Origin of the sequence: Ensifer adhaerens (assembly GCF_002007205.1) — a bacterium.
GTDB lineage: Bacteria > Pseudomonadota > Alphaproteobacteria > Rhizobiales > Rhizobiaceae > Ensifer > Ensifer adhaerens_D.
In genome coordinates, this window is the sequence record NZ_LAZS01000005.1 from 850,883 (window position 1) to 876,342 (window position 25,460).

Below are 25,460 nucleotides of genomic sequence, written 5' to 3' on the forward strand. Positions count from 1 at the left end.
TCTCAAGGGCGGCTGTCTTCATCCATCAGTCGTGGACCGGCGCCCTCCATCGACAGCACGTCATGCGGATTGCGCAGCGGACATTCGCGCAAGGACAGGCAGCCGCAGCCGATGCAACTCGTCAGGTGGTCGCGCAAGGCCATCAGGCTGGTGATGCGTTCGTTCAGCTGTTCGCGCCAGCTTTCGGACAATCTGCCCCAATCCTCGACCGTCAGCGGACGATCGTCCGGCAGGACAGACAAAGCGTCCTGGATTTCCGACAATGGAATGCCCGTGCGCTGCGCCACCTTGATCACCGCGACGCGCCGGAGCACGCCGCGCGGGTAGCGGCGCTGGTTGCCGCGGGTGCGGTTGCTGCGGATCAGTCCCTTGGTCTCGTAGAAGTGCAGGGTGGAGACGGCGACGCCGCTGCGCTCTGCCACTTCGCCTACGGTCAGTTCACGGCGCAGTTCGGTATTCTTCACGATCGTCATGGGAGCTATTGACCTCAACTATTGTTGAGGTTTTATAGCATTGGCTCCATGATCCAGACAACAGGAGCCTGACCCCCATGACTGAGAAAATGACCCTTGCCGTAATCTATGGCAGCGCGCGCCAGGGTCGCTTCTGCGATACGGTCGCCAACTGGCTGATCCGGGAGCTTTCGGCTTCCGAGACCTTCACCCTGACGATCATCGATCCGGCGCGGCTCAGAACCTCCCGCGGTCTTGGCGCGGCGGTCAATCCCGGCGAATGGCTGGAGCGCAAGATCGCCGAGGCCGATGCCTTCATCATCGTCACGCCCGAATACAATCACGGCTATCCGGCGGCGCTGAAGGAACTGATCGATTCGGTCTACGAGCCCTGGCATGCCAAGCCCGTTGCCTTCGTCTCCTATGGCGGCGCCTCGGGCGGCATTCGCGCCGTCGAGCAATTGCGCCAGGTCTTTGGAGAGCTGCACACCGTGACGCTGCGCGACGGGGTGACCTTCCCGAAGGCATGGTCGAAGTTCGACGCTGCCGGCAACCTCTACAAGCCCGAGGAACTGCGCGCGCCGCTGTTCCTGATGATGGATCGGCTGACCTGGTGGGCGCGCGTGCTGAAGCAGGCGCGCAAGAGCAGGCCATACAACGAAGTTGCGGCGTGACGTCGGGCACGAGGGCCGTCGTCGGACATTCCGACGCTCGGCCTGCCGCCAAGGAGACGGCTATGGAGACAGCATCAGACCGGCGAAACCTGCCGGATCGCTTCGCCGGCGATCATCGCGGCGGAGATCGCGATGTTGAGCGAGCGCTGGCCCTCGGCCATCGGAATGAGGATGCGGCCGTCGGCGTGTTCGTGCACGTGATCGGGCACGCCGGCGCTCTCCCGTCCGAAGAGCAGGATGTCGTCGGGACGGAAGTCAAAACGGGTATAGGGCAGGGCGGCCCTGGTGGAGGCGAGCACCAGGCGCCGGCCGCTTTCCGCACGCCATTCTTCGAAGCGCTCCCAGTTGACGTGGCGGGTGAGCGCCACCGAAGCGATGTAGTCCATGCCGGCGCGCTTCAGGTTGCGGTCGGAAAGGTCGAAGCCGGCCGGCTCGATCACGTCGACGCCAAGTCCGAGGCAGGCGGCCATGCGCAGGATCGTACCGGTGTTGCCGGGAATGTCGGGCTGGTAGAGGGCGATGCGCAGGTTGCTCACGTCAGGTCACTCGTTTCCGGGGGCATCACGGCGCGCGTCGAATTCCGCGGCCAGGATGCCCATCATGATGTCGTCATGCCACTCGCCGTCGATCAGGGCCGACTCGCGTTCGCGCCCCTCGATGGAGAAGCCGGACTTGCGGTAGGCGGCGATCGCCCGCTCGTTGAAGGCGAGCACCCTCAAGGAGACCCGGTGGAGGGCAAGCTCATCGAAGGCATAGGCCAATACCCGCTTGGTGACCGCCGTGCCAAGCCCCTTGCCGAGGAGCTGCGGATCGAAGATGCCGATGGCGAAGCTCGCGCGGCGGTCCTGATGATTGATACTGTCGAGCCTGACTTCGCCGATGAGACCGCCCTGGTCGATGATCCAGGCCGCCGGATGTCCGGCGATGCGGGCAACCCAGGAGGTTGCCTCGCCGTGACTGAAGAGACCGGGAAGCGACCTGCCCGCACCGAACATCCGGTAGATTTCCGGATGGCGGCCGAGCCTCAGGCGCGATTCGGCATCACCGTCGCGGGGACGCCGAAGGACGAAGCCGATACCGTGAAGGTCAGGAGGCGTATCCGATGAAACATTCATACGTGTTCTCCACTGGGAAAGGCTGGACGTTTCCTGGAATTGCGGTCGCTGATTTTGCTGGTGCTAATCTGTGCCGAAACGGCAACAGATGCGCGAACGATGAAAAAATGTGCATGAAACAGCCTGCGACAATCTGGCATGGCGGCGCGAATAAGGGTAGAGATCGAGCCTCTTCAACGCGAACCGACGGAGGCAAACATGACTGTATTGATGTTGACACGCCTTCCAGGAGTAGTGGGCCACCGTTTGGCCTGACCGGTTCCGCGACCTATCTTTTAACCGAGATCGACGCGCTTCCGGGACTCCGGAAGACGAAGCCCTCTTTCGGGCTGCATTTCCGGACTGACCTTTTCATCATAAGAATGCGGGGCGAAATCCCGCTTTCCTTCAAAATACTCTGAAGGAGCAATGCAATGTTTGGCTGGTTTGAATCCCGCCTCAATCCCTATCCCGCGGAGGAGCCGACGGTCCCTCCGAAGACCCTGTTCGGCTTCTGCTGGCACTATTCCAAGCCGGCTGCGCCGTGGCTCGTCATCATGTCCGTCTGCACGGCGCTGATCGCCATCGGCGAAGTGGCGCTGTTCCAGTTCCTCGGCAACATGGTCGACTGGCTGTCGAGTGCCAACCGCAATACGTTCCTCGCGGCCGAAGGCGGCCGGTTGTTCTGGATGGGCGCGCTCGTCCTTATCGGCCTGCCAGGTCTTGTGGCGATCGATTCGCTGATCATGCACCAGGTGCTGCTCGGCAATTACCCGATGATCGCCCGCTGGCAGATGCACCGCTACCTGCTGCGCCAGAGCATGACCTTCTTTGCCAACGAATTCGCCGGACGCGTGGCGACGAAGGTGATGCAGACCTCGCTTGCGGTGCGCGAAACGGTGATGAAGATCCTCGATGTCTTCGTCTACGTCGTCAGCTATTTCGTCACCATGCTTGCCGTCGTCGCCACCGCCGACTGGCGGCTCGTCATCCCGCTTGCCATCTGGCTGGCGATCTATATCTGCATCGTCAGCTACTTTGTGCCGCGGCTGCAGAAGATCTCCAAGGAGCAGGCGGACGCGCGTTCGATGATGACCGGCCGGATCGTCGACAGCTACACCAATATCGGCACGGTCAAACTGTTCTCGCATGCCGGCCGCGAGGAAGGCTATGCACGCGACGGCATGGACGGCTTCCTGAACACCGTGCATCGGCAGATGCGCAAGGTGACGCTGTTCCATATCCTGGTCTATGCCAACAACTCCATCGCGCTCTTTGCCATTGCCGCACTTGGCATTCACCTCTGGCTGACGAGCGCGATCTCGGTCGGCGCGATTGCGATCGCCGTTGGTCTCGCAATGCGCATCAACGGCATGTCGCAATGGATCATGTGGGAAGTCTCTGCGCTGTTTGAAAACATCGGCACGGTCTATGACGGCATCGGCATGATGACCAAGGCGCACGACATCGTCGACGAGCCGGATGCCAAGGCGCTGACAGCGGACAAGGGGGCAATCGCCTTCGACAACATCCGCTTCCACTACGGCAAGGCCAAGGGCGTCATCGATCACCTGTCGCTTGACATCAAGCCGGGCGAGAAGATCGGCCTCGTCGGCCGGTCGGGTGCGGGCAAGACGACGCTGATGAACCTGCTGCTGCGCTTCTACGACCTGGAGGACGGCGCGATCCGCATCGACGGCAAGGATATTTCCACCGTCACCCAGGACAGCCTGCGCTCGCAGATCGGCGTCGTGACGCAGGATACCTCGCTGCTTCACCGCTCCATTCGCGACAACATCGCCTATGGCCATCCGGAAGCGGACGACGAGGCGATCATCGCCGCGGCCAAGAAGGCGAACGCCTGGGACTTCGTCCAGGGGCTCGAAGACAACCAGGGTCGCAAGGGCCTGGATGCCCAGGTCGGCGAACGCGGCGTCAAGCTGTCCGGTGGCCAGCGTCAGCGTATCGCGATCGCGCGTGTGTTTCTGAAGGACGCGCCGATCCTGATCCTCGACGAGGCGACCTCGGCGCTCGACTCCGAAGTCGAACAGGCGATCCAGGAAAACCTGTTCGCGCTGATGGCGGGCAAGACGGTGATCGCCATCGCCCACCGCCTGTCGACGCTGACGGAGATGGACCGGCTGGTGATCCTCGAAGCGGGCCGCATCGTGGAAACGGGCTCGCATGCCGAACTCGTTGCCCATGGCGGGCTTTACGCCGACCTCTGGTCGCGCCAGTCGGGTGGTTTCATCGCCGACGACGTCGAGAAGGAAGACGCCGCGGAGTAAGCAACCAAAGGCCCGCCGTTCGAAAGAGCGGCGGGCCTCTTTGTTAGACGTTACGCATTTGTAATCTGCAATTGTGTCGAAACCGATTGCTGTTCCCGCCGAACCGCCTATATCGGAACCATGCTCAGCGCCATCGTCAGCCTCTTCGAGAACTGGATCAAGCCTTTCGCGCCGCGCGAGCGCCTGCAGCCGCCGCAATCGCTCTCAGGCTTCGCCTGGTTCTATGCGAGCCAGGCCAAGGGGCCGTTCATTGCGATGGCCGTGCTCGGCGGGCTCGTCGCCATGCTGGAGGCGGGGCTCTTCTACTTCGTCGGCAGGCTTGTCGATGTGCTCGACACCGTGAAGCCCGAGGCCGGCTGGAACGGCCTGATCGCGGTCAACGGGCCGGAGCTGCTCTTCATGCTCCTGACCGTGCTGGTATTCCGCTTCGTGGCGGTGTCGCTGGCAGCCCTTGTCGAGGAGCAATCGATCACGACAGGGTTTCTCAACCTGGTGCGCTGGCAGTCCTATGTGCACGTCGCGCGCCAGTCCCTGACCTTCTTCCAGAACGACTTTTCCGGGCGGATCGTCACCAAGGTCTGGTCCGGGGCGCAGGCGACGAGCGACCTCATCGTTTCGCTGCTGCAGGTCGTGTGGTTCATCGTCATCTACACGGCCTCGACCATGGCGCTGGTGGCGCAGCTCGATTGGCGTCTGGCGGCGATGGTCGGATTCTGGATCGTCGTCTTCCTGTCGCTGGCGCGCTATTTCGTCCCGCGCATCCGCAAGCACGCGCGCGACACGGCCGAAATGGCCTCGATGCTGAACGGCCGCATGGTCGATGCCTATTCCAACATCCAGACCTTGAAGCTCTTCGGACGCGACGAGGAGAACGACCGCTACATCCGCTCCGGCTTTGACAGGTTCCAGCGCGCAGTAATCCCGTTCACGCGGCTGCTGACGGCGGTGCGCGCTTCGCTGGCACTGCTTTCGGGCCTGATGATCACGGCGATCGCCGTCTATGCCATCCACCTCTGGCTCGCGGGCTCGATCAGTTCCGGTGCCGTCGCCTTTACGCTGGCGCTGGTGCTCAGGCTCAACATGCTGCTCGGCCGCATGATGACGCAGTTCAACTCGATCATGCGCAACATCGGCACGATCCAGAATTCGGCCGAACTGGTTTCGCAACCGATCGGCCTCGTGGACCGGCCCGATGCGACGGAACTTGCCGTGAGCAAGCCGGAAATCCGCTTCGAACATGTGCGCTTCCACTACGGCACGGGGGAGAGCGTCATCGACGATTTCTCGCTCGTGGTGCGCCCGGGCGAGAAGGTGGGAATCGTCGGCCGCTCCGGCGCCGGCAAGTCGACGCTCGTCAACCTCTTGCTGCGCTTCTACGATCTTGAAAGCGGGCGCATCCTGATCGACGGCCAGGACATTGCTACCGTCAGGCAGGAATCGCTGCGTGCGCAGGTCGGCATGGTCAGCCAGGATACCTCGCTCCTGCACCGCTCGATCCGCGACAACATCCTCTTCGGCCGACCGGACGCAGACGAGGAGCAACTGATTGCCGCCGCACGGAAAGCCGAAGCCTATGACTTCATCGTCGACCTTGAGGACCAGCGCGGCCGCAAGGGGCTCGACGCCCATGTCGGCGAGCGCGGCGTCAAGCTTTCGGGTGGCCAGCGGCAGCGCATTGCCATTGCCCGGGTGATGCTGAAGGATGCGCCGATTCTCGTGCTCGACGAGGCGACCTCGGCGCTCGACTCCGAAGTGGAAGCGGCGATCCAGTCCAATCTCGACCGGCTGATGCAGGGCAAGACGGTGCTCGCGATTGCACACCGTCTGTCGACGATCGCGGCGCTCGACCGGCTTGTCGTCATGGACAAGGGCCGGATCGTCGAAGAGGGCACGCACACCGAACTCGTTGCCCGCGGCGGTCTTTACGCCGGGCTCTGGTCCCGCCAGTCCGGCGGTTTTCTGGCGCGGGAAGAGGCGGCGGAGTAGGGCGCTTCAAGGGCACCTTCGCGCCCGCCCGGCGGGCACAAATTTCGCCTAACTGATGGCCGTCAAGTCCTTGTGCCAATTGGCCGCGCTTTTCCCCGCGACAATCTGCCCACATCCCCTTGTCAAGGCTGGACATAATTTGCGATCAAGCATAGAACGCGCCGGATTGACGGGGATTCTGCGGGCCGTGTGCTCGCAGAGTTTTTCCGGATTCTGGTGCCGGTGTCGCTTTGCAACTGCGGGGCGACGGAGCATCAGCACTATGAATAGGGCGTGGTTCCTTGACCTGTATCAAGTCGCAAGGGGCAGGAATTTCGCCGGGGGCGGATGCGGTTTCCGCAATATTGCGTGAGAGGATGGTTTAGCCGTGAGCGAACACGACACTTCAAGCGAGGCCTTGGGCGAGCCCACACGCCGCGATTTCCTTTATCTGGCCACCGGCATGGCAGGCGTCGTCGGCGCTGGTGCCGTCGCCTGGCCCTTCATCGATCAGATGCGTCCGGATGCGTCCACGCTCGCGCTCGCCTCGATCGAGGTTGACGTTTCGAGCCTGCAGCCCGGCATGTCGCTGACGGCGAAATGGCGCGGCAAGCCGATCTTCATCCGCAACCGTACAGAGAAGGAAGTCGAGGAGGCAAAGGCCGTCAAGCTCGACGAGCTGAAGGACCAGGTTGCGCGCAACGCCAACCTTCCGGCCGACGCGAGCGCGAGCGACCTCGATCGCTCCGCCGGCGAAGGCAAGGAGAACTGGATCGTCATGATCGGTTCCTGCACCCATCTCGGCTGCGTGCCGCTTGGCCAGGCCGGTGATTTCGGTGGCTGGTTCTGTCCCTGCCACGGTTCGCACTACGATACGGCCGGCCGCATCCGTAAGGGTCCGGCGCCGGAGAACCTTCACGTGCCGACCTTCTCGTTCGTATCCGACACAGTTATCAAGATCGGTTGAGGGGACTACTGATAATGAGTGCTGAACATTCAACCTACACGCCGACGACTGGCATTGAGAAATGGGTTGATTCCCGTCTGCCGTTGCCGCGTCTCGTTCACGATAGCTTCATCAGCTATCCGGTTCCCCGGAACCTGAACTACGCCTACACCTTCGGTGCGATGCTTTCGGTCATGCTGGTCGTGCAGATCCTGACCGGTATCGTGCTTGCGATGCACTACGCCGCTGAAACGTCCGTCGCCTTCAACTCGGTCGAAAAGATCATGCGCGACGTCAACCACGGCTGGCTGCTGCGCTACATGCACGCCAACGGCGCATCCTTCTTCTTCATCGCGGTCTACCTGCACATCGCCCGTGGTCTCTACTACGGCTCCTACAAGGCTCCGCGCGAAATCCTCTGGATCCTCGGCGTGGTCATCTATCTCCTGATGATGGCGACCGGCTTCATGGGCTACGTTCTGCCCTGGGGTCAGATGTCCTTCTGGGGCGCGACCGTTATCACCGGCTTCTTCACCGCCTTCCCGTTGGTGGGTGAGTGGATCCAGCAGTTCCTGCTCGGTGGCTTCGCCGTCGACCAGCCGACGCTGAACCGCTTCTTCTCGCTGCACTACCTGCTGCCCTTCATGATCGCGGGCGTCGTCGTCCTGCACGTCTGGGCCCTGCATGTCACCGGCCAGACCAACCCGACCGGCGTTGAAGTGAAGTCCAAGACCGACACCGTTCCCTTCACGCCCTATGCGACGCTGAAGGATGCGCTCGGCGTTTCCGTCTTCCTGATCATCTATGCCTGGTTCGTCTTCTATCAGCCGAACTTCCTCGGCCATCCGGACAACTACATTCCGGCTGACGCCCTGAAGACGCCTGCTCACATCGTTCCGGAATGGTACTACCTGCCGTTCTACGCGATGCTGCGCGCCATCACCTTCAACATCGGCCCGATCGACTCCAAGCTCGGCGGCGTTCTGGTGATGTTCGGCTCGATCATCATCCTGTTCTTCCTGCCCTGGCTCGATACGTCCAAGGTTCGCTCGGCCGTCTACCGTCCGTGGTACAAGCTGTTCTTCTGGATCTTCGTCGCCAACTCCATCCTGCTCGGCTGGCTCGGCTCGCGTCCGGCGGAAGGCCTGTACGTCGTGATGTCGCAGATCGGTACGCTGTACTACTTCGGCTTCTTCCTCGTCATCATGCCGGTTCTCGGCCTGATCGAAACGCCGAAGCGCATTCCGAATTCCATCACCGAAGCGGTCTTGGAAAAGAAGAATGGCAAGGCGCAGCCGGCTGCCGTACGCGCCTGATCAGAACAGCGATTGATAAGGAACCCACAACAATGAAAAAGCTTGTTACAGGCATTCTGTCACTCGCTGTCGTCGCTGGTCTCGGTCTCGGTGCGGCTGTTGCCGAAGAGGCTGCAGGCGGCGAGGAGCATGGCGGCGGTACGCCCCACTACCCGATCCACAAGCCGGAACAGCAGGGCTGGAGCTTTGCCGGTCCCTTCGGTCACTACGACAAGGGCCAGCTGCAGCGCGGCCTGAAGGTCTACACCGAAGTCTGTTCGGCCTGCCACTCGATGGAACTGGTGGCCTTCCGCACGCTCGAGGGCCTCGGCTACTCGGACGCGCAGGTGAAGGCCTTCGCGGCGAACTACGAAGTCCAGGACGGCCCGAACGCCGACGGCGAGATGTTCACCCGCAAGGCCGTTGCCTCGGATCACTTCCCGTCGCCTTACGCCAACAAGGAAGCCGCTGCCGCATCGAACAACGGTGCAGCTCCGCCGGACTTCTCGCTGATCGCCAAGGCGCGCGGCATCGAGCGCGGTTTCCCGCAGTTCATCTTCGACATGTTCTGGCCCTACCAGGAAGGTGGCCCGGACTACATCCACGCGCTGCTGACCGGCTACCAGGACCCGCCGCAGGGCGTGGAAGTCGCCGAAGGCACGCACTACAACCCGTACTTCGCGAACGCCGCCGCTCTGGCGATGGCCCAGCCGATCTCCGCCGACCAGGTCACCTATGACGATGGCACGCCGCAGACCGTCGACCAGTACGCCAAGGACGTTTCGGCCTTCCTGATGTGGGCAGCCGAGCCGCACCTCGAAGATCGCAAGCGCACCGGCTTCATGGTCATGGTGTTCCTGCTGATCTTCACCGGCCTGATCTACCTCACGAAGAAGTCGGTCTACGCCAACAAGGAACATTGATCGCCGGTCGGCTTGAGCCGGCGCTGATCAATACCAAAACGAAGGCCCCGGTTCGTCCGGGGCCTTTGTCGTTTCAGGATAGCGGACCAGTCGTCGCAGGTTGACGTTCTGTATGAAACGGCCGTCATCCGGAGGCGAGTGCGATGGCCTTTTCCAGGAAACGGTCGCGGCCGGATTCGATGTCGTGCGTCGTCATCGCCATCGGCACGTCAGGGACAATGCCTACGCCTTCGAATTCGGTCCCATCCGGAAAGTACTGCCGTTTGGCACCGACCCAGAGACGCATGCCGGCTCCGAGGTCCTGAAAAAACGGTTGGCCGCTCGATCCCATTGTCGTCTCGCCAACGATCATCCCGCGTCCGTTGTCCTTAAACGGCATCAGGAAATCTTCTGCGGCCGATCCCGTGTCGCGATCCGCCAACAGAACGATGCGGCCCGTGTAGTGGTCACGAATTGGCTCGATCGTCTCCGAGGGAACGGTGATCTGGGTGCTCGCCATGCCCCTGGCGATTTCGAGCCCAGTGTGTCTTGGCGTGGTCGCCTTCCAGGTGCGATAAGGTCTGTCCATCAGTCGCGCCAAGAGCTTGAACGGTGTGTTTCCGCCGCCGTTCCCGCGGAGATCGACGATGAGCGCCGGCCGGTGCTGCACCTGATCGACAAAGTGGACGGCAGTTGCTTCGAGCTCGTCGGCCTCGAAACTCGGAATTTTCAGGACCGGAATGCCGGTAACCAGCTTCAGCGCCGTCGCTGGAGTGCTCTGCGGCAAGACGAACTCGCCCTTTCGGATACTGGCCCGTTTTCCGTCCGATAACTGAAGCGAGACACTGTCCGGGAACAGGTAGGGGCGCCGAAACAGGTTTGCGCGCGCGGCGCGGCCACTGGACGCAGAAAGATACGGCTGCTTCGCGGCCACGAAATCTTCTACAGGCTGATCGTCGATCTCGACGATCCTTGTCCCAATCGGTACCGAGGGCTGAGCGGAGCGGAGAACTGTCCAGCCCTCAGAGAGGTCGTGGACTGCAATGCCGAGACATGCTCCGTGGCTGCGCCACAGCCATTCGTCATCAAACGCGGTGTGTCCATTGCGCAGTGCTGCTACCAATCGCATGGTCGCCAGATCAAATTCGCGCCGATCCCCAAGACCCACGATTTCGGCCAGGTAAGCGCCGAAGAGGTCATCGAAGGCGGAAATGCTCTCGCAATGCGCAAAGCACAGTCTTACTGCCGTGTGTATCCGTGCCGGAACAAGTGTTCGCATGATGTCGGATACGTTCACCACCTGTCTCCGCCAGTCACTGATTCTCGGAGAAGCTTGCCATGGCCAGTCGCTGCGCAACAGTCGCGGCCGGTCCTGTTCCCGACGCCAGCGCTTTGTGGATGGCAGCCACAGGGCGGGCCGTTCGAAAAGCGCTCGCGCGTGTTAAGCAATTTTTCATATTAAAGTTGTGCTTGGCGCGCGCACGCGTAAAAGGGCGCGTCACTAGTACATTCAGGGGATTGATATCCGATGTCTATTTTATTCAGGCGGCTGGCGACGGCCGCAGCGATTGGTCTTGCCTTCGTTCCGGGCATTGCCCAGGCGGAAAGTTATTCCACGCTCACCAACCAGGGCTATGCCACCGGCAAGCTTTCCAGAGGCAAATCCGGCGCCTGGGGTTGGGTCGTTGGCAACGGCGAGAAGAAGTTCTTCTGCCGGATGAATGTCGCCTCGGCCTACGTCAGCAAGAAGGAGATGGTGAGCTTCACCTCAAGCGGCCGAATGCTCAAGATCGACCGTGCGACCTATGACGGCATGCTCGGCGGGCCGGACCCGGACAAGCCCTATTTGAAGGATCTTCAGGCCGGTCGCGTCAAGGCCGCTCACGTGGGCGGTTGCTCGCCGCTGCGCTGAACCGGCTCGGCCTGCCGCGCGATTCCCGGAACCGTAGGCGGCCGGAACCGGAAAGCATTGTGAAGTTCGAAGCACTACAGCTTCCGCTGGGCCTTTGAAGTGAAGACAGCGTGGGCCGCCGGCTAGGCGTCGCGCGGTAGATCGCCCCGACAATTTCGGCGCACCTTCGCCGTACCTGCTGGCGGTTCGATCGCGTCGCTGTGCGGATCGGAAGCGATCGGTCGCTTTTCTTCCCTGATATCCCGCAAACGAAAACGGCCCCATCGCAAGACGGGGCCGTTTTCTTTTTGCTTCTTCGAAGCCGGTTAGCTGAAGCGGCCGGCGGCGTGGGCGAGCATCGTGTAGACCTTGCCGGTATCCGACGTCAGGTAGGTCTGAGTGATGCGCTTGTCCGGGTCGTTGCGGGCAACGTCGGCAAGCAGCTTCTCGAAATCGGCGATGTAGCGGTCGACGGCGGTGCGGAATTCCGGTTCGCGGTCGTACTTGCGCTTGATCTCGTCGAAGGTCTGCTGGCCCTTCAGCGTGTAGAGGCGACGGGTGAACACGTCGCGCTCGCCGCGCTGGTAGCGGCGCCACAGCTCGACCGAGGCATCGTGATCGATGGCGCGGGCGATATCGACCGAAAGCGAGTTCAGCGATTCAACCACGTGGCGCGGGTTGCGGCTGTCGCCGGTGCGGGCCGTCGGCTGGGCCTCGGCCGGGCGCTGGGGTGCCGGCGAGGGTGCTTCCTCGCGCGAGGCCGCACGCAGCAGATCCCGCATCCAGCCGCCGCCTTCGGCGACCTCGTTGCTGACCGCCTGCGACGGCGCCGGTTGGCGAACGGCAGGCTGTTCGATGCCGAGGCTGCCGCGCAGCGCCGGAGCCGGCTCCTGGCGGCGTGGCTGCTCGACGACGGGCTGCTGGGCGACGGGCTGCTGGACGAGGGGCTGCTGCGTCACCTGGGCGGCCGGCTGCGGCTGCGGCGCTGGCTGTTGCTGCTGCACCGGACGGGCGACCGGAGCGGCGGCCGGCTGCTGGCGCAGCGGCTGGGCCACTTCGAGCTGCGTCGAGGACTTGCCGATGATGTCGGACAGTTCCTGCAGCGCCTTGATCTGCTCGCCGACGGCGCGGCGCATGACAGCCGCATTTTCCTTGGCTTCTTCCGGCAGGTCGAAGGCGCCGCGCTTCAGCTCTTCGCGGGTCATGTCGAGTTCCTTGCGGATCTCGCCGGCCGAGCGACGGATCTCGTCGGTAGCACCGCTGAAGCGGCCGATCGCCTCGTCGATCGCCACGCGAACGGCGTCACGAAGCTGGTCTGCAACGCCATCGGACTTCTTGCCGCTCTCGGCAAGCATGCGCTCGATGTCGGACACGGAGGCCGCAACGCTGCCGCGCAGACGCGAGGCGACTTCCTTGGAGCGCTCCTCGGCATTGGCAAAGGCGCCCTCGATCGACGCGCCGGCGTCTTCGCCGACCTTGGCGATCGCCTGGCGAAGGGCTTCCGATGCGCCGAGCGCACGGCCTTCGACCGAGGAGAGTGTCTTGTTCACGTCCGCAAACGAGGTCTCGACACCGGAACGAAGCGTATTGGCGATCTGGCGCGAACGCTCCTCGGCGCGGCTGAAGACCTGCTCCACCGAGGCACCGGCTTCGTCACCGGCCTGGGCCAGCGTGTTGCGCATCGCTTCTGCCGCTTCTGCCGCGCGCTGTTCGGCGCTGGTCAGAAGACGACCGACATCCGAGAAGGACTGCTGGATGCCGCTGCGCAGGTTGCCGGCAACGAGACCCGAACGCTCTTCGGCGCGTTGGAAGGCGCCGTCGACGAAGCCCTCGAGCGCACGCATCGTGCGTTCGATTTCTTCCGAGCGCTGCACGAGGCCGACCGACAGGGTGCGAAGGGCATCCTGGCGCTCCTCGAGCGTGCTGACGAGGTTCGACTGGGCGGCGCCGAGCAGGTCCGAGGCCTGGCCGAGCACCCGCGAGTGGTCCTCGAAGCGGCCGACGATGCCGCCGATCTGCGACAGCGTCGAGGCCGAGATATCCGAGAGCTTGTCGACCTTGCCTTCGATGAGGCGGGTGGAAGTCGACAGCATGTCGGAGGCCTGGCGGGTCGATTCCGATACGCGGGCAATCGTCGATTCCAGACGCTGGTCCATTTCGCCGAGGTTGCTGCTCGCCTGGTCGATGACCGTGGCGATGGCCGCATTGTTATTGGCGAGCTGGTCGATCAGGCCCATGGCGGTCGACTGCAGACGGTTTTCGACCATCTTCATCGCCTTTGCCGTCTCTTCGGCGCGGTAGGAGATCGCGTTCAGCGTCTCGCCCGTGCGCTCGGCGATAGCGTTGACCAGAGCGGCGTTTTCCGCACGCAGGCGGTCGGCGCTTTCCTGGGTCACGGCGGCGATGCGTTCGGCTGCCTCGCGGCCGGTCGCGGCATACTGGTCGATGACCGGGCGTGCCTGCTCGTCGATCAGGCGCGACAGCTCCATCGAACGGCCGGCGAGCATCGAGTTGAGTTCGCGGGTGCGCTCGTCGAGCGTGTTGCGGATCGCGTCGCCACGGGCTTCCAGTGCCTTCTCGGTATTGGTGAGGCCCTGGTGGATGCTGTCGGCATGGTTGGCGATCTGGCTGTGCGTCGCGGCCAGCCGGGCGGACGCCGTATCCGCCGCATCGGCGATCGAGCGGGCGAGTTCGGCGTGACGGGCTGCGGTGGCTGCCGCCTTCTGCTCGATCGAGTTGGCAAGCTCGGCGTGACGGGTGGCCGTGGCGGCTGCCGTCTGGTCGATCGTGTTGGCGAAATCCGCCTGGCGAGCGGCAAGTGCGGAGGCGAAGTCGTCGCCGGCCTTCGACAGAAGCCCAGCCGAGCGGACGGCTTCCGCGTCGATATCCTGGGCGGCATCGTTGATTGCGCCACGAAGGCTGCTCACGAGGCCAGCGGCCTTGTCTTCGATGCGCACGGCTTCAGCGTCGAATTCCTGCGCGACATCGCCAACGGCGTTGCGAAGCGTGTTGACGAGGCCCGCAGCCTTGTCCTCGATGCGCACGGCTTCCGAGCCGAACTCTTCCGCCACGCCGCCAAACGCGCTGCGCAGGTGACCGACGATATCGGACGTCTTGCCTTCGAGGCGGGCGGCCTCGGCGTCCAGATCCTGCGTTGCTTCGCTGACAGCGCCACGCAGGCTGCTGACCAGAACGGCCGCCTTGCCCTCGATGGTGCGATTGACGTTGTCGAGGCCGATGTTGAGGGCACGATCCATCGTGCCGAGACGCTCGGCGATGCGTTCCGCACCAGACTCGATGGCGCCGGAGATCCGGGTCGCCGCCATTTCGCTCATGCGATCGATGTCGCCAGCCCGTTCGCCGAGGCTGTCGGCGATGCGCTGTCCGGCGCCATTGACGATGTCACTGACGCTGCCGACGCTGTCGCGAACCCGGTCTTCGAGCGAGCTGAGGCTGACTTCCAGACGCAGGCCGGTATCATCGACCAGCGTGTTGACGTCGCTGACGCTGCCGCGAATGCGGTCCTGAAGGACGCCGAGGCTGTTTTCGATGAGCGTGCCGGTTTCGCCGACGATCGAGCCGACGCTGCTGACACTGCCGCGGATCCGGTCTTCAAGCGCGTTGAGGCCACCTTCGACGCGGGCTGCCGCGTCGTCGACGACGGAGCCGACATTGGTGACGCTGCCGCGAATGCGGTTTTCGAGCGCGCCGAGGTTGCTTTCGATCCGTGCGCCGGTGTCGTCGACCACTGCGCCGACATTGCCGACGGTGCCACGAATGCGGTCTTCCAGCACGCCGACGCGGGTTTCAATATGCATGCCCGTTTCATCGACGATCGAGCCGATGTTGCCGGCGCTTTCGCGCATGCGTTCTTCAAGAGCGCCAAGGCTCGTCTCGACACGCAGGCCGGTATCATCGAGCCGGTCGTTGATGCCGTTGATCGACATGTCGACGCGGTTGGTGAGGCTGTCGGCCGCCAGGCTGATCTGGGTGGCGGTTTCGGCCAGACGCTCGGCAATATGGCCCGTGGTCGAGCGCATGCGGCTGTCGAGCGCTTCGCCGCTGCGGTCGATGACGCCGGCGAGTGCCGACTGGCGCTCTTCGAGCGACATTTCCAGCATGCTGGCGCTGGTGGCGAGCGTCGTGGCGATCGCCGTCGACTGATCGGCAAGCATGCCTTCGAGCTGGTCGCGGCCCTGGCCGACGGCAAGGTTGATGGCGTTGATGCGGTCGTCGAGCGTGACGCGGATCTGTTCGTGCGTCGACGACAGGGTGTCGCGCAGGTGTTCGGCCCGGCCGCTCAGCGTCTCCTCGATTTCAGCGGCCTTGCCGGCGAGCGACGCGGTCGCTTCGGTGGTGCGTGCCGTCAGAGCATCGGCGATGTGCGCGCTGGTCTCGGTCAGCGTGTCGGATATCTTGCTGACACGGCCGCTCAGGTCCTCGGCAATGCGGGCGCTCGTCTGGGTAAGGGTGTCCGAAATCAGGCTGACGCGGCCGCCGAGGTTTTCGGCAATCGTGTTGACGCTCTCGGACAGCTTCTGCTCAATGTCGCCGACGCGATCGGTCATGGTTTCGGCCACGGCGGTTGCCCGGAAGGTCAGGCTGTCGGCCACGTCTTCGGCGTGACGGCTCAGCGTGTTGGCCATCTCGTTGGCGCGCGACGACATAGTCGAGGTGATCGCGGCGGCGCGCTCGGCGAGCACGCCGTCAAGCGCCGACGTCTGGCTGGTGAGCGCATCGGAGATCGCTTCGCCGCGTTCGGAAAGTACGCGCTCCAGCCGGTCGGCCGTGCCGCTGACGGCGTTGTCGATCGAATCCGCGCCCATGGAGAGGATGGTCGAAAGCGCGAGCGTGCGTTCCGACAGGGTGTTGTCGAGACGGTGCTGGCTGGCGGCGATCGCGCTGGTGATCTCGTCAGTCGAACCGCTGAGCGTCTGCTCGATGCGGGCATGCGCGGCCTGCAATCCGTCGACGAAGGCGGCGGTGCGGCTGTCGAGACCTTCGGTCAGGCGCTGTTCGCTCGTCGTCAGTGCGGTCGAAAGTGCGTCCGCACGCTGGCCGAAGCCGTTCTCGATGCGGTCCTGAGCCTGGGTGAGGGCGCCCATGAGGCCGCTGGTCTTTTCCGAGAGCACAGCGTCGATGCGGCTGTGCGCATCGCCGATCATGGTGCCGAGCTCGGTGGTGCGGCTCGCGATCGTTTCCTCGATAAAGTCCTGGGTCGCGCCGAGCGTGGTCGCAAGCGTCAGCGACTGATCGGAGAGCGCAGAGCCGATCTTCTCGATGCTGCTGTCGAGCGCGCCGCCGATCGCTTCCGAGCCGCCCGAGACGGTCTCGTTGATCCGGTGCAGGCTTTCCATGAGCTTGGTGTCGAGCAGGCTCGCGCGCTTGTCGAAGGCGGAGGCAAACTCGTGGAAGCGCTCATCGAAGGCCGTTGCCAGATGACCGACCGTCGTCTGCAGCTTTTCTTCGAAGAAGCCGCCGCGCAGGTCGAGGTCCATGATCGCGTCGTCGGCGCTGGAGCGCAGGCTCTGGCGGAAGCTCGCGCCCTTTTCGTCGAGCGTGGCGTTGAGGGAAGCGAGCACGTGGTCGAGGCCACCGGTGATCGCCTGCTGGCCGACGCTGAGGCTCTCGTTGAGGTCGCGGGTGCGGGCGATCAGCGTTTCGTTAAGCTGGCGCGCACGTTCGTTGAGCGCCGCATTCAGCTTCTCGGTGCTGGCATCGAGCGAGGAGGCGCGCGTTTCGAACTGGCTGAGCAGATCCTCGCCGCGCTTCGTCAGCGTGTCGCTCAGTTGGTCGAGCCGGGTGTCGAATTCGGTGCTGAGGCCAAGGCCGGCTGCGGTGAGGCCTGAGAGCAGCGCATCGGTGCGGGTCGTCAGCATCGTGCCGATCGACTGCAGCGCGCCGTCGGACTTCTCGCTGAGGGCGGCGGCGCGGGTGTCGATCAGCGAGGCAAAGGCTTCGCCCGAGATCGCGATGCGCGAGGCGATGTCTTCGCTCGCCTGTTCCAGATCGTCCTTCAGCTTGCCATGGGCACCTGAAATTGCCGAGCGGATGCGCTCGGAATGGCCAATGATGGCTTCGCGCTCAAGGCCGAGTTCCTGCACCAGCGTGCGCACGCGCAGCTCGTTCTCGCTGTAGCTGCGTTCAAGGGCGTTGACCTCGGAATGCACGAGCGTTTCGAGTTCGGTGGCGCGGGCAATGGTGCGCTCGATGCCTTCGTTCATCGCCGAAACTTCGCGGCGGACAGCCTGACCAACGGTCATGACGCGATCGGCAGCAGCCGTTTCCGGCTCGGCAAGGCGGAGTGCGACTTCCGCCATCGAGCGCGCGGCGTTGCGCAGTTCCTGCGCGCGGGCGATCATGATGGCGAAGGAGAAGAACAGCATGATCGGCAGCACGATGCCGATCGCGACGCCGACGGCGCCAGGGGTGGCGGCGAGGTCGCTCAGCGAGCGGATCTGCCAGATCTGCGGCCCGTAAAGAAGGTTGGCGACGCCAAGGCCGGCGACTGCCCAGACGACCGACACCAGCGCAGCAACGCGGATCGCGGCGCGATTGGAGCGCACGTCGAGCGCGCGCAGCATCGCAGCCGGCGAACGGCGGCCATCGTCGTTGGCGGCGGAAAGGGACGGGGACTTGGGCGCAGGTTCCGGAGCGAGCGTCTTGGCCGCTTCTGCAGCACGTGCCCCGCGGGACTGTTCCGGCTGAGGCCGTGCTTTCTTGTTCTGATCGGGCGTCGCCGCCTGATTGGTGGGCTGAGACACATTTTCCTCCGGATCATCCAAGGAAGTCTTGTCATTCGGGCTCGATGCAAGCTCGTCGAAATCAATCTTCAGGGCCGCTTCCAGAGCCTGGAACGCCTTTTCGTCGATCGACTCATTGCTCTTTTTCGTCGCCATAGGGATACGCCTCATTACCTTTTGCCCAGAATGGGAAACCAGCCTTTGGCCCGAACCGGGCAGGGCGTCTTCCTCATGGGCGGTGACGGCAAGATACGCGCATCGGATCTACGCAATACCCTACTGATCACCCACTGCATTGCCTCGACGGATAGTCGCATTTGTGGCCGAAAGGGACCACGCGTCGAGCTTATCCACCGGAACGGTTGCCATTTTCGTACGCGGGGCCGTTCCTAAGCGTATCGTAGTGACACATTAGCTGGGTTCTTACAATTAAGAGCGCTCGGGGTTGATTAAAATCCTAATGAAATCTTAATGGGATAGGGGCCTAAAAGCCCGAAAAGATAAGGAAATCAGGGAGTTTAACGGACGTTAACCATTTCCCCAGAATCCTGCCTATATTGCGCCCGGTTTTAAGCCAATAGGTGCCGCGGCCCGCCGAAGATGGAAGTCTTGATAGTGCGGGCGGCGGCATCGCTCCTTGTGAAGCGATGCCGGAAACAGACCAACATCAAACAAACAATAGGGAAATTGGCTCATGGCGGCCCTCAGGATTGCCTTTGAAGCCCCGGATAGTCCGGGAAACTCTTCTGCGTCAGGCAAAAAGCCGATCGACTTTGCGCATCTCGCCGTTCAGACGATGGGTGACAAGGCGCTCGAAATCGAAGTGCTGCAACTCTTTGCGCGCCAGGCGCGCCAGGTCTTGAAGGAGATCGTCGAGGGCGAGGGCATCGTGCGCGCCCAGGCCGCCCACCGGCTGAAGGGCGCAGCCCTCGCGGTTGGTGCAGTGGATGTCGCGAGCGTCGCCGGTGCGATCGAACACAATCCGGCCGAAGCCTCGTTCTGCGACAGGCTCGCAGACGCCGTACTCGAAGCCGAACTCTTCATTCTGAAGCTCTGCCGCTAAGGCTCAAGGATGGATGGGGGCCATGCCGGCCCCGATCCGCCGATCGATCCCCGCTTCCTACAGCAAGGCATCGCGCCCACGGTGGTCGCGGCCGCAGCGATGCACGGAATGATGGCCGTTGTTGACTGGCCGGCCGATTTGTTGGAAGAACTTTCCCTGAATTTGCGCCCGCGGCGTTCCTTCTCAAAAGGCCTTGCGCCCGGCCAATCCAACAGTTCATTCCGGAAAGAGACATGACAAAACTTAACATCGTTGCCTTTGATGGCGCGCGCCATGAACTTAATGTCGAGAACGGCTCGACGGTCATGGAAAACGCCGTGCGCAATTCGGTTCCCGGTATTGAAGCCGAATGCGGCGGGGCCTGCGCCTGTGCCACCTGTCATGTCTATGTCGACGATGCCTGGGCGGCGACCGTCGGCGCCCCGGAAGCCATGGAAGAAGACATGCTGGACTTTGCCTACGACGTGCGGCCGACGTCGCGGCTTTCCTGTCAGATCAAGATGAGCGATGCACTCGACGGTCTCGTCGTCCACGTGCCGGAGCGTCAGGCCTAACGCCGCGCCTGCCTCATACGCCTTGCTTCTGAGATCCCCGCAAAAAAAGCGCCTCGCCGGTCGTTGGACAAGCGAGGCGAGGAGGGCGCATCGCATACAGATGAGGGAGGGAACATCTGCTGCACCAAGACACGCCAGGAGAACCCATTCCGGCTCCGCTGTTCGATTTCTTCTTTTTCTTTTCAAGTGAACAACGTTGCGCAATTCAAAGTAAAGGCAACATCTAAGCTTATCGCGCCGCGACCGCGTCGCGCTTAATCTATTCTCTTCGTGGGGCTAGTCTTTGTCCCGGCCCCTCTTTCCATGGTTTGAATATAGATGAGTCGCTGGCCGGCAGCCATCGTTATATTTCACCAATAAAATACTGTGGGTATTGCCGCCGAAATATGCCGGGCCAGGACTATAGTCAGGCTCTTCTTCAGGGCGTCGGCGTTGCTACCTACTGTTGCGCTTTCTTGAGCGTTTCCAAGCGGTATTGCAGCAGCCGGATCATGCGCTTGTCGAAGTTGGCGGCCTCGGTGCGGTCGAAGCGGGCCTGATCCTTGTCATGGGCCTCGATTGCGGTCGCGCTTACGCGGGCGACGCTTGCCTGCATCTCTTCACAAGTGTCCTGCGGCTTCAGCGCGAGGAACATCTTTTCCATGCGGCGGGCGTGATTGCGGGCGATTTCCGCGTGGCGCTCCTCGTGGCGCTTGATGTCGCTCGACAGCGTGTCCCAGACGAGAGCCAGGTCGCGGCCGGCCTGGCGGCGGTACTTCCAGCGCGGCAGAATGATGCGCGTGTTGAGGGTGACGCGCGCCGAGCCGACGGCGCAGCGTCCGTTGCGGCTGACATAGGTGATCGAGCCGCCGAACTTGATGCGGGTGGCACCCGGGTGGCGGGCGCCAGTCGACTTCATCAGCGGTCCGCTTGCCGACAATGCCTTGTCCAGTTCTTCAGCCGTTCTGCCACCGATCGAAAAATACGAAAAACTTTTGTTGACGACGGTTTCACCCGAGGCTGCACCGAGCGGGGTGGCAACCAGGAGGGTCAGAAGGACGACTTTGAACGGGACGCGTACTCGGGACATCAATGCGTGGTTCTCTTCGGTTGAACTTCAATCAAGCTTGGGGCATAGCCAGCGCCGGTGCAACAGCAAAACGATAGCTCCCGGCCGTATGCGGATCGTGAGGGAAAATGACTTACAATCCATTTCAGAAATTTAGCTGGAAGCTTGCGCATGGGCGCAGCCTCGAACTCGGCCCGCGTGGCGTTTTGATGGCGATCGTCAATGTTACCCCGGATTCTTTTTCCGATGGCGGCCGTTTCATCGACGCCGTTGCCGCGGCAGCACAGGGCGTGCGTTGTCTGGAGGAAGGCGCTTTGATCCTCGACATCGGTGGGGAATCCACGCGACCGGACGCAGCCCCCGTCAGCGCCGAGGAAGAACAGGCGCGCATCCTGCCGGTGATCTCGGCGCTTTCGCGCGATACCGATGCAGTGATCTCGGTCGACACATACAGAGCATCAACCGCCCGCATGGCAGTGGAGGCCGGCGCGCATATCGTCAATGACGTGCATGGCCTGCAGCGCGAACCGGACATCGCCGCTGTGGCCGCAGCCACCGGGGCCGGGTTGTGCATCATGCATACCGGCCGGGATCGGGACAAACTGCCCGACGTGGTCGCCGATCAGTTTCATTTCCTTGAGCGTTCGCTGGAGATCGCCCGGGCGGCCGGCGTGGAGCGGGATCGCATCGTGCTCGACCCGGGCTTCGGTTTTGCCAAGGATACCGACGAAAACCTGGAGCTGATGGCGCGGTTCGGCGAGTTGCACCGCTTCGAGTTGCCGTTCCTCGTCGGAACATCGCGCAAGCGCTTCGTCGGGGCGATCAGTGGCCGCGAGGCTGCCGACCGGGATGTGGCGACGGCCGCGACGACGGCGCTGCTGCGCGTTGCCGGTGCTGCGATTTTCCGCGTACACGATGTCGCAAACAGCAAGGATGCGCTGGCAGTGGCGGATGCTATGCTCAGTGCCAGAGCGGGGTGAGCAAGGTGCGCACCGTTTTGCCCGCAGTCCGCTCCAACAAAAATGATCACGGTCATGATTTGGGTCGATCGGACGAAAAATCATCGCGATCCAGAAACAATCGACGGGACGGAGAAGCATGAGCCCGACCTACATCATCACTCTCAAGAACTGTGCCTTCTTCGCCCGTCATGGCGTCTTCGACGAGGAGGAACTGCTCGGGCAGCGCTTCTTCGTCGACGCCGAACTGGAGGTGGAGCAGGGAACGGCGCTGGTCGACGACTCGATCGAAGACACCGTGCACTACGGCATCGCCTTCCAGGAGATCGAGCGCATCGTTACCGGGCGGCGCCGCTATCTGATCGAGGCGCTGGCGCTGGAAGTGGCAAAGACCCTCTGTGTCCGCTTTCCGCAGATCAAGCGCGCCAAGGTTTCCATCCGCAAGCCGAATGCGCCCGTGCCGGGCGTGCTCGACTATGTCGAAGTGACGGTCGAGCATGTCGTCTGAGGCTGACTGGCGCGTCGCCACGCTCGGCCTCGGTGGCAATCTAGGCGATCCTCGCAAGGCGATGAGCGAAGCCCTCCAGGCGCTCGATGCGCGCAAAGACTGCGTTGTCGAGGCCGTGTCGCGGCTCTATCGAACGCCACCGTGGGGAAAGACGGACCAGGCATGGTTCTTCAACGCGTGCGCTCAAGTCAGGACGACCTTGAAGCCGGAGGCTCTGCTCGACGCCTGCCTCGACATAGAGCGTTCGATGAAACGGGTGCGCGACGAGCGCTGGGGACCGCGCACGCTCGATATCGACGTTCTGACCTATGAAGGGGTGGCGCAGGCGGAAACAAGGCTGGAAGTGCCGCATCCCAGAATGACGGATCGTGGCTTCGTGCTGATGCCGCTTGCCGACTTTGCGTCGGGGATGACGGTACGCGGGCGTCCGGTCGGAGCCTGGTTGCGTGACGCGGATGTCGCGGGAATTGAGGTGGCCGACGAGGATGCCGGCTGGTGGCGCTCGAAAGGCTGAGCGAGCCCCTCATGTTCGCAATGTACTCGAAACGACAAAGCCCCGGTCGATGCCGGGGCTTTGTCGTTTGATCGGGCGTTTGACGTTACTTGATCGAACCGACGGCGATCGTGTCGATCTGGCGGTTGAGGCTGACGCCGATGACGGGGACCATCGTCTCTTCGACCTTGACAGAGATGGTGATGTTCATCGTCTGGTCGTCCTGGAGACGCGCGATCATGGCGCCGTTCAACTTCTTGCGGTTGATGCCGACGACCACCTTGTCCTTGGCGACGTTGCCGGAAACGATATCGAGGCCCTTGCCGTCGGCGCCGTCGAGGAATTTGCCGGTATAGGTGTTGCCCTTCTGGGTGATCAGTGCCGACATCGGCTGCTTGAACACGCCGACGCGGCAGAAGCCGTCGAGCTTGATGCCGGTATCGTCGCCGGCGACCGGTTCACCTGAGAGATCGCAGGTGAACTTGGTGCCCTTGTACTTGCCCGCGACGATCTCGCCCGGGCCCTTCCACTGGCCTGAGACCCTCTCGAAGAAGGCCTTGTCCTTGGCGCCGGAGAAAGCCGGTGTCGCAAGGCCGACGGTGGCTGCAAGCGCGAAGGCGGCAGCGCCGCGAGCGATCAAAGAAGGGCGCGAGAACATAAACGATCCTTGATGGGTCAACGTCCGAAACTGAAAGCCACATTTGCGCGCAAATGGTTAATGGACGGTTTCTGCGCGGTGTGCGTTGCGGCTTCTTTGTGGCCGAAAATCGCATTGACCACAGCATTCTTGGCTTTGGAAATACAGGGGGTTGGCGGATTTCGGCAGGCATTGTGCGGGGACATGAAACTTGCCCCAATCGCGCTACGTATAGCCATGGGAAACGGGAGATTTCCCATGACAACGGCACATGATTCCGAATCGACGGCGTCGGAGGCGCAGCCAAGCCCGGTGATATCGCGGCACCGGTTGACCACGCGGCTTACCCATTGGGGATGGGCCGGTGCATTGTTCTTTCTGTTCCTCAGCGGCCTGCAGATCTTCAACGCGCATCCGGTGCTCTATGTCGGGCAGCAATCGGGCTTTGCCTACGATAACAGCGTCCTGTCGATAAGCCCTGTTCGCGAGAGAGGCGGTGAGGTTCGCGGCCTGACGACCGTATTGGGGCTGAGCTTTGACACCACCGGTGTCCTTGGCGTCAGCGGGCCGGAAAAAGAGAGAGCCTATCGGGCCTTTCCGGCCTGGTTGACCGTGCCCTCCTACCAGGACCTCGCCACCGGCCGCGTCGTGCATTTCTTCTTCGCCTGGATCCTTGCGACCGTCTACGCCGTCTGGCTGGTCGGGAGCGCGATCAACGGTCACCTACGGCGGGACATTCTTCCCGGTTTGGCCGATATCCGCGCCTTGCCCGCGGCCTTCGTCGCGCATCTGCGGTTTCGCTTCGAACATGACGGGCGTTACAACAGCTTGCAGAAACTCTCCTACGCCATTGTTCTTCTGGTCTTTTTCCCGCTCATGATCATGACCGGGCTGACGATGTCGCCGAGCATGGACGCCGGCTGGCCCTGGCTGGTTCAACTCTTTGGCGGCAGGCAGACGGCTCGCACGATCCACTTCGTCGTAATGCTTCTGCTCCTCGGCTTCTTCGCAGTGCACATCGCCATGGTGTTTGCCGCCGGTCCGATCAACGAGATGCGGTCGATGATAACAGGACGTTATAGCATCAGGCGTTCGGTGGACCGGGGAGGACGAACATGAGCGCGTTCCTCCTCAGTCGCAGGCGCTTCCTGACGGCGGCGGGGGCAACGGTCTCGTCGTTGCCGCTTGCCGGGTGCGACGCGCTCGACGGCCTCATTGTCAACGACAGTCCTGTGCGCCGCCTTCTCGCATCCGCCAACAGCCTTACTTACCGAGCACAGCGGCTGCTGGTCCCGGCTGATCGGCTGGCGCCGGAATTTGCCGAGAGCGAGATCCGGCAGGCGCAACGACCGAACGGCTCCACCGACCCGGGTGATGCGACCTATCTCGCGCTGAAGCAGGACGATTTCGCCGGTTATCGGCTTCATGTTTCCGGCCTGGTCGAGCGACCGCTGCACCTGACACTCGAAGAGCTTCGCAACATGCCGTCGCGCACCCAGATCACCCGGCATGACTGCGTCGAAGGCTGGAGCTGCATTGCCAAGTGGAGCGGCGTTGCCCTTTCTCGTGTCCTCGATGAAGCCCGGGTGAAGCCCGAGGCGCTCTATGTCGTCTTCCACTGCTTCGACAGCATGCCGCTCGGGCTTGCCGGTTCGGTTGCCTACTACGAATCGATCGACATGGTCGATGCGCGCCATCCGCAGACGATCCTCGCCTACGGCTTGAACGATGAAGTTTTGCCGGTTGCCAACGGCGCACCGCTGCGGGTCCGGGTCGAACGCCAGCTGGGTTACAAGATGGCGAAATACATCCGCGCGATCGAAATCACTGCCGATCTCGCGCCCTTCGGGCGTGGCGGCGGTGGTTACTGGGAAGATCTCGGCTACGACTGGTATGCGGGGATCTAGAGCATCCTGCCTTCAAGTGGAATCACTTGCGGGCGGAAAGA

General features: G+C 62.8%; 21 protein-coding genes. 14 read left to right on the forward strand and 7 right to left on the reverse strand.

Annotated elements, in window-relative coordinates; all coding sequences use genetic code 11:
• Positions 1-2: 2 nt before the first annotated feature.
• On the reverse strand, positions 3-473 hold the full coding sequence (gene soxR, locus XB14_RS07965) for a redox-sensitive transcriptional activator SoxR (protein ID WP_077961091.1): 471 nt from the start codon (positions 471-473) through the stop codon (positions 3-5).
• A gap of 77 nt (positions 474-550) precedes the next feature.
• On the opposite strand from soxR, the gene XB14_RS07970 reads away from it, so the two are divergent.
• Positions 551-1,126 carry an NADPH-dependent FMN reductase gene (locus XB14_RS07970; protein ID WP_077961092.1) on the forward strand — a complete coding sequence of 192 codons (576 nt, stop codon included), beginning with the start codon at positions 551-553 and terminating at the stop codon, positions 1,124-1,126.
• A 74-nt stretch (positions 1,127-1,200) separates the two neighbouring features.
• Here the strand turns inward: XB14_RS07970 and XB14_RS07975 are convergent, their stop codons facing one another.
• A complete protein-coding gene (locus XB14_RS07975; protein ID WP_077961093.1) occupies positions 1,201-1,662 on the reverse strand; it encodes a tRNA (cytidine(34)-2'-O)-methyltransferase in 462 nt (153 codons plus the stop codon).
• Positions 1,663-1,668: 6 nt separating this feature from the next.
• Positions 1,669-2,241 carry a GNAT family N-acetyltransferase gene (locus XB14_RS07980; protein ID WP_077961094.1) on the reverse strand — a complete coding sequence of 191 codons (573 nt, stop codon included), beginning with the start codon at positions 2,239-2,241 and terminating at the stop codon, positions 1,669-1,671.
• 413 nt (positions 2,242-2,654) lie between these two features.
• Here XB14_RS07980 and XB14_RS07985 point away from each other — a divergent pair, with 413 nt between their 5' ends.
• From XB14_RS07985 to XB14_RS08005, 5 genes are all read left to right on the forward strand, one after another.
• The gene (locus XB14_RS07985) at positions 2,655-4,508 is read left to right on the forward strand and encodes an ABC transporter ATP-binding protein (RefSeq protein WP_077961095.1); all 1,854 of its coding nucleotides are present in this window, start codon (positions 2,655-2,657) and stop codon (positions 4,506-4,508) included.
• Positions 4,509-4,628: 120 nt separating this feature from the next.
• Positions 4,629-6,494 carry an ABC transporter ATP-binding protein gene (locus tag XB14_RS07990; protein ID WP_077961096.1) on the forward strand — a complete coding sequence of 622 codons (1,866 nt, stop codon included), beginning with the start codon at positions 4,629-4,631 and terminating at the stop codon, positions 6,492-6,494.
• Positions 6,495-6,861: 367 nt separating this feature from the next.
• On the forward strand, positions 6,862-7,440 hold the full coding sequence (gene petA / locus XB14_RS07995; protein WP_034794992.1) for a ubiquinol-cytochrome c reductase iron-sulfur subunit: 579 nt from the start codon (positions 6,862-6,864) through the stop codon (positions 7,438-7,440).
• 14 nt (positions 7,441-7,454) lie between these two features.
• A complete protein-coding gene (locus XB14_RS08000) occupies positions 7,455-8,735 on the forward strand; it encodes a cytochrome b (protein WP_077961097.1) in 1,281 nt (426 codons plus the stop codon).
• 32 nt (positions 8,736-8,767) lie between these two features.
• Complete coding sequence (locus XB14_RS08005; RefSeq protein WP_077961098.1) at positions 8,768-9,637, forward strand: cytochrome c1; 870 nt, start codon at positions 8,768-8,770, stop codon at positions 9,635-9,637.
• 124 nt (positions 9,638-9,761) lie between these two features.
• On the opposite strand, the gene XB14_RS08010 is transcribed toward XB14_RS08005, so the two are convergent.
• On the reverse strand, positions 9,762-10,913 hold the full coding sequence (locus XB14_RS08010) for a S41 family peptidase (protein ID WP_077961099.1): 1,152 nt from the start codon (positions 10,911-10,913) through the stop codon (positions 9,762-9,764).
• A 231-nt stretch (positions 10,914-11,144) separates the two neighbouring features.
• On the opposite strand from XB14_RS08010, the gene XB14_RS08015 reads away from it, so the two are divergent.
• Complete coding sequence (locus XB14_RS08015) at positions 11,145-11,528, forward strand: hypothetical protein (protein WP_077961100.1); 384 nt, start codon at positions 11,145-11,147, stop codon at positions 11,526-11,528.
• A 305-nt stretch (positions 11,529-11,833) separates the two neighbouring features.
• Here XB14_RS08015 and XB14_RS08020 read toward each other — a convergent pair whose 3' ends face one another.
• The gene (locus tag XB14_RS08020; protein ID WP_077961101.1) at positions 11,834-18,406 is read right to left on the reverse strand and encodes a kinesin; all 6,573 of its coding nucleotides are present in this window, start codon (positions 18,404-18,406) and stop codon (positions 11,834-11,836) included.
• Between the two features lie 538 nt (positions 18,407-18,944).
• Between XB14_RS08020 and XB14_RS08025 the strand changes: the two genes are divergently transcribed.
• Both XB14_RS08025 and XB14_RS08035 read left to right on the forward strand, forming a co-directional pair.
• On the forward strand, positions 18,945-19,313 hold the full coding sequence (locus tag XB14_RS08025) for an Hpt domain-containing protein (RefSeq protein ID WP_077961102.1): 369 nt from the start codon (positions 18,945-18,947) through the stop codon (positions 19,311-19,313).
• 233 nt (positions 19,314-19,546) lie between these two features.
• Positions 19,547-19,867 (forward strand): 2Fe-2S iron-sulfur cluster-binding protein, encoded by a 321-nt coding sequence (locus XB14_RS08035; RefSeq protein ID WP_065774922.1) that lies wholly within the window; start codon positions 19,547-19,549, stop codon positions 19,865-19,867.
• Positions 19,868-20,306: 439 nt separating this feature from the next.
• Here the strand turns inward: XB14_RS08035 and XB14_RS08040 are convergent, their stop codons facing one another.
• Positions 20,307-20,936: a DUF922 domain-containing Zn-dependent protease gene (locus XB14_RS08040; RefSeq protein ID WP_077961104.1), complete on the reverse strand. Its 630-nt coding sequence runs from the start codon at positions 20,934-20,936 to the stop codon at positions 20,307-20,309.
• 107 nt (positions 20,937-21,043) lie between these two features.
• Here XB14_RS08040 and folP point away from each other — a divergent pair, with 107 nt between their 5' ends.
• The 3 genes from folP (at position 21,044) to folK (ending at position 22,896) form a co-directional block, all read left to right on the forward strand.
• Complete coding sequence (gene folP / locus XB14_RS08045; RefSeq protein WP_077961105.1) at positions 21,044-21,895, forward strand: dihydropteroate synthase; 852 nt, start codon at positions 21,044-21,046, stop codon at positions 21,893-21,895.
• A 118-nt stretch (positions 21,896-22,013) separates the two neighbouring features.
• Positions 22,014-22,382: a dihydroneopterin aldolase gene (gene folB / locus XB14_RS08050; protein ID WP_077961106.1), complete on the forward strand. Its 369-nt coding sequence runs from the start codon at positions 22,014-22,016 to the stop codon at positions 22,380-22,382.
• Complete coding sequence (gene folK, locus XB14_RS08055) at positions 22,372-22,896, forward strand: 2-amino-4-hydroxy-6-hydroxymethyldihydropteridine diphosphokinase (RefSeq protein ID WP_077961107.1); 525 nt, start codon at positions 22,372-22,374, stop codon at positions 22,894-22,896. Before folB ends, folK begins: the two co-directional genes overlap by 11 nt.
• Before the next feature lie 85 nt (positions 22,897-22,981).
• Here folK and XB14_RS08060 read toward each other — a convergent pair whose 3' ends face one another.
• A complete protein-coding gene (locus XB14_RS08060; protein ID WP_077961108.1) occupies positions 22,982-23,533 on the reverse strand; it encodes a hypothetical protein in 552 nt (183 codons plus the stop codon).
• Between the two features lie 237 nt (positions 23,534-23,770).
• Here XB14_RS08060 and XB14_RS08065 point away from each other — a divergent pair, with 237 nt between their 5' ends.
• The gene (locus XB14_RS08065; protein ID WP_077961109.1) at positions 23,771-24,631 is read left to right on the forward strand and encodes a cytochrome b/b6 domain-containing protein; all 861 of its coding nucleotides are present in this window, start codon (positions 23,771-23,773) and stop codon (positions 24,629-24,631) included.
• Positions 24,628-25,419 (forward strand): molybdopterin-binding protein, encoded by a 792-nt coding sequence (locus XB14_RS08070; protein ID WP_077961110.1) that lies wholly within the window; start codon positions 24,628-24,630, stop codon positions 25,417-25,419. Before XB14_RS08065 ends, XB14_RS08070 begins: the two co-directional genes overlap by 4 nt.
• Positions 25,420-25,460: the final 41 nt, after the last annotated feature.

Coding starts and splice junctions, on each gene's coding strand:
- XB14_RS08040 (WP_077961104.1), bottom strand. CDS start 20,936: ATGTCCCGAGTACGCGTCCCGTTCAAAGTCGTCCTTCTGACCCTCCTG.
- folP (WP_077961105.1), top strand. CDS start 21,044: ATGACTTACAATCCATTTCAGAAATTTAGCTGGAAGCTTGCGCATGGG.
- XB14_RS08005 (WP_077961098.1), top strand. CDS start 8,768: ATGAAAAAGCTTGTTACAGGCATTCTGTCACTCGCTGTCGTCGCTGGT.
- XB14_RS07990 (WP_077961096.1), top strand. CDS start 4,629: ATGCTCAGCGCCATCGTCAGCCTCTTCGAGAACTGGATCAAGCCTTTC.
- XB14_RS08035 (WP_065774922.1), top strand. CDS start 19,547: ATGACAAAACTTAACATCGTTGCCTTTGATGGCGCGCGCCATGAACTT.
- folB (WP_077961106.1), top strand. CDS start 22,014: ATGAGCCCGACCTACATCATCACTCTCAAGAACTGTGCCTTCTTCGCC.
- XB14_RS08065 (WP_077961109.1), top strand. CDS start 23,771: ATGACAACGGCACATGATTCCGAATCGACGGCGTCGGAGGCGCAGCCA.
- XB14_RS08000 (WP_077961097.1), top strand. CDS start 7,455: ATGAGTGCTGAACATTCAACCTACACGCCGACGACTGGCATTGAGAAA.
- XB14_RS08020 (WP_077961101.1), bottom strand. CDS start 18,406: ATGGCGACGAAAAAGAGCAATGAGTCGATCGACGAAAAGGCGTTCCAG.
- XB14_RS08060 (WP_077961108.1), bottom strand. CDS start 23,533: ATGTTCTCGCGCCCTTCTTTGATCGCTCGCGGCGCTGCCGCCTTCGCG.
- XB14_RS08070 (WP_077961110.1), top strand. CDS start 24,628: ATGAGCGCGTTCCTCCTCAGTCGCAGGCGCTTCCTGACGGCGGCGGGG.
- XB14_RS07985 (WP_077961095.1), top strand. CDS start 2,655: ATGTTTGGCTGGTTTGAATCCCGCCTCAATCCCTATCCCGCGGAGGAG.
- XB14_RS08015 (WP_077961100.1), top strand. CDS start 11,145: ATGTCTATTTTATTCAGGCGGCTGGCGACGGCCGCAGCGATTGGTCTT.
- folK (WP_077961107.1), top strand. CDS start 22,372: ATGTCGTCTGAGGCTGACTGGCGCGTCGCCACGCTCGGCCTCGGTGGC.
- XB14_RS08025 (WP_077961102.1), top strand. CDS start 18,945: ATGGCGGCCCTCAGGATTGCCTTTGAAGCCCCGGATAGTCCGGGAAAC.
- XB14_RS07980 (WP_077961094.1), bottom strand. CDS start 2,241: ATGAATGTTTCATCGGATACGCCTCCTGACCTTCACGGTATCGGCTTC.
- soxR (WP_077961091.1), bottom strand. CDS start 473: ATGACGATCGTGAAGAATACCGAACTGCGCCGTGAACTGACCGTAGGC.
- XB14_RS07970 (WP_077961092.1), top strand. CDS start 551: ATGACTGAGAAAATGACCCTTGCCGTAATCTATGGCAGCGCGCGCCAG.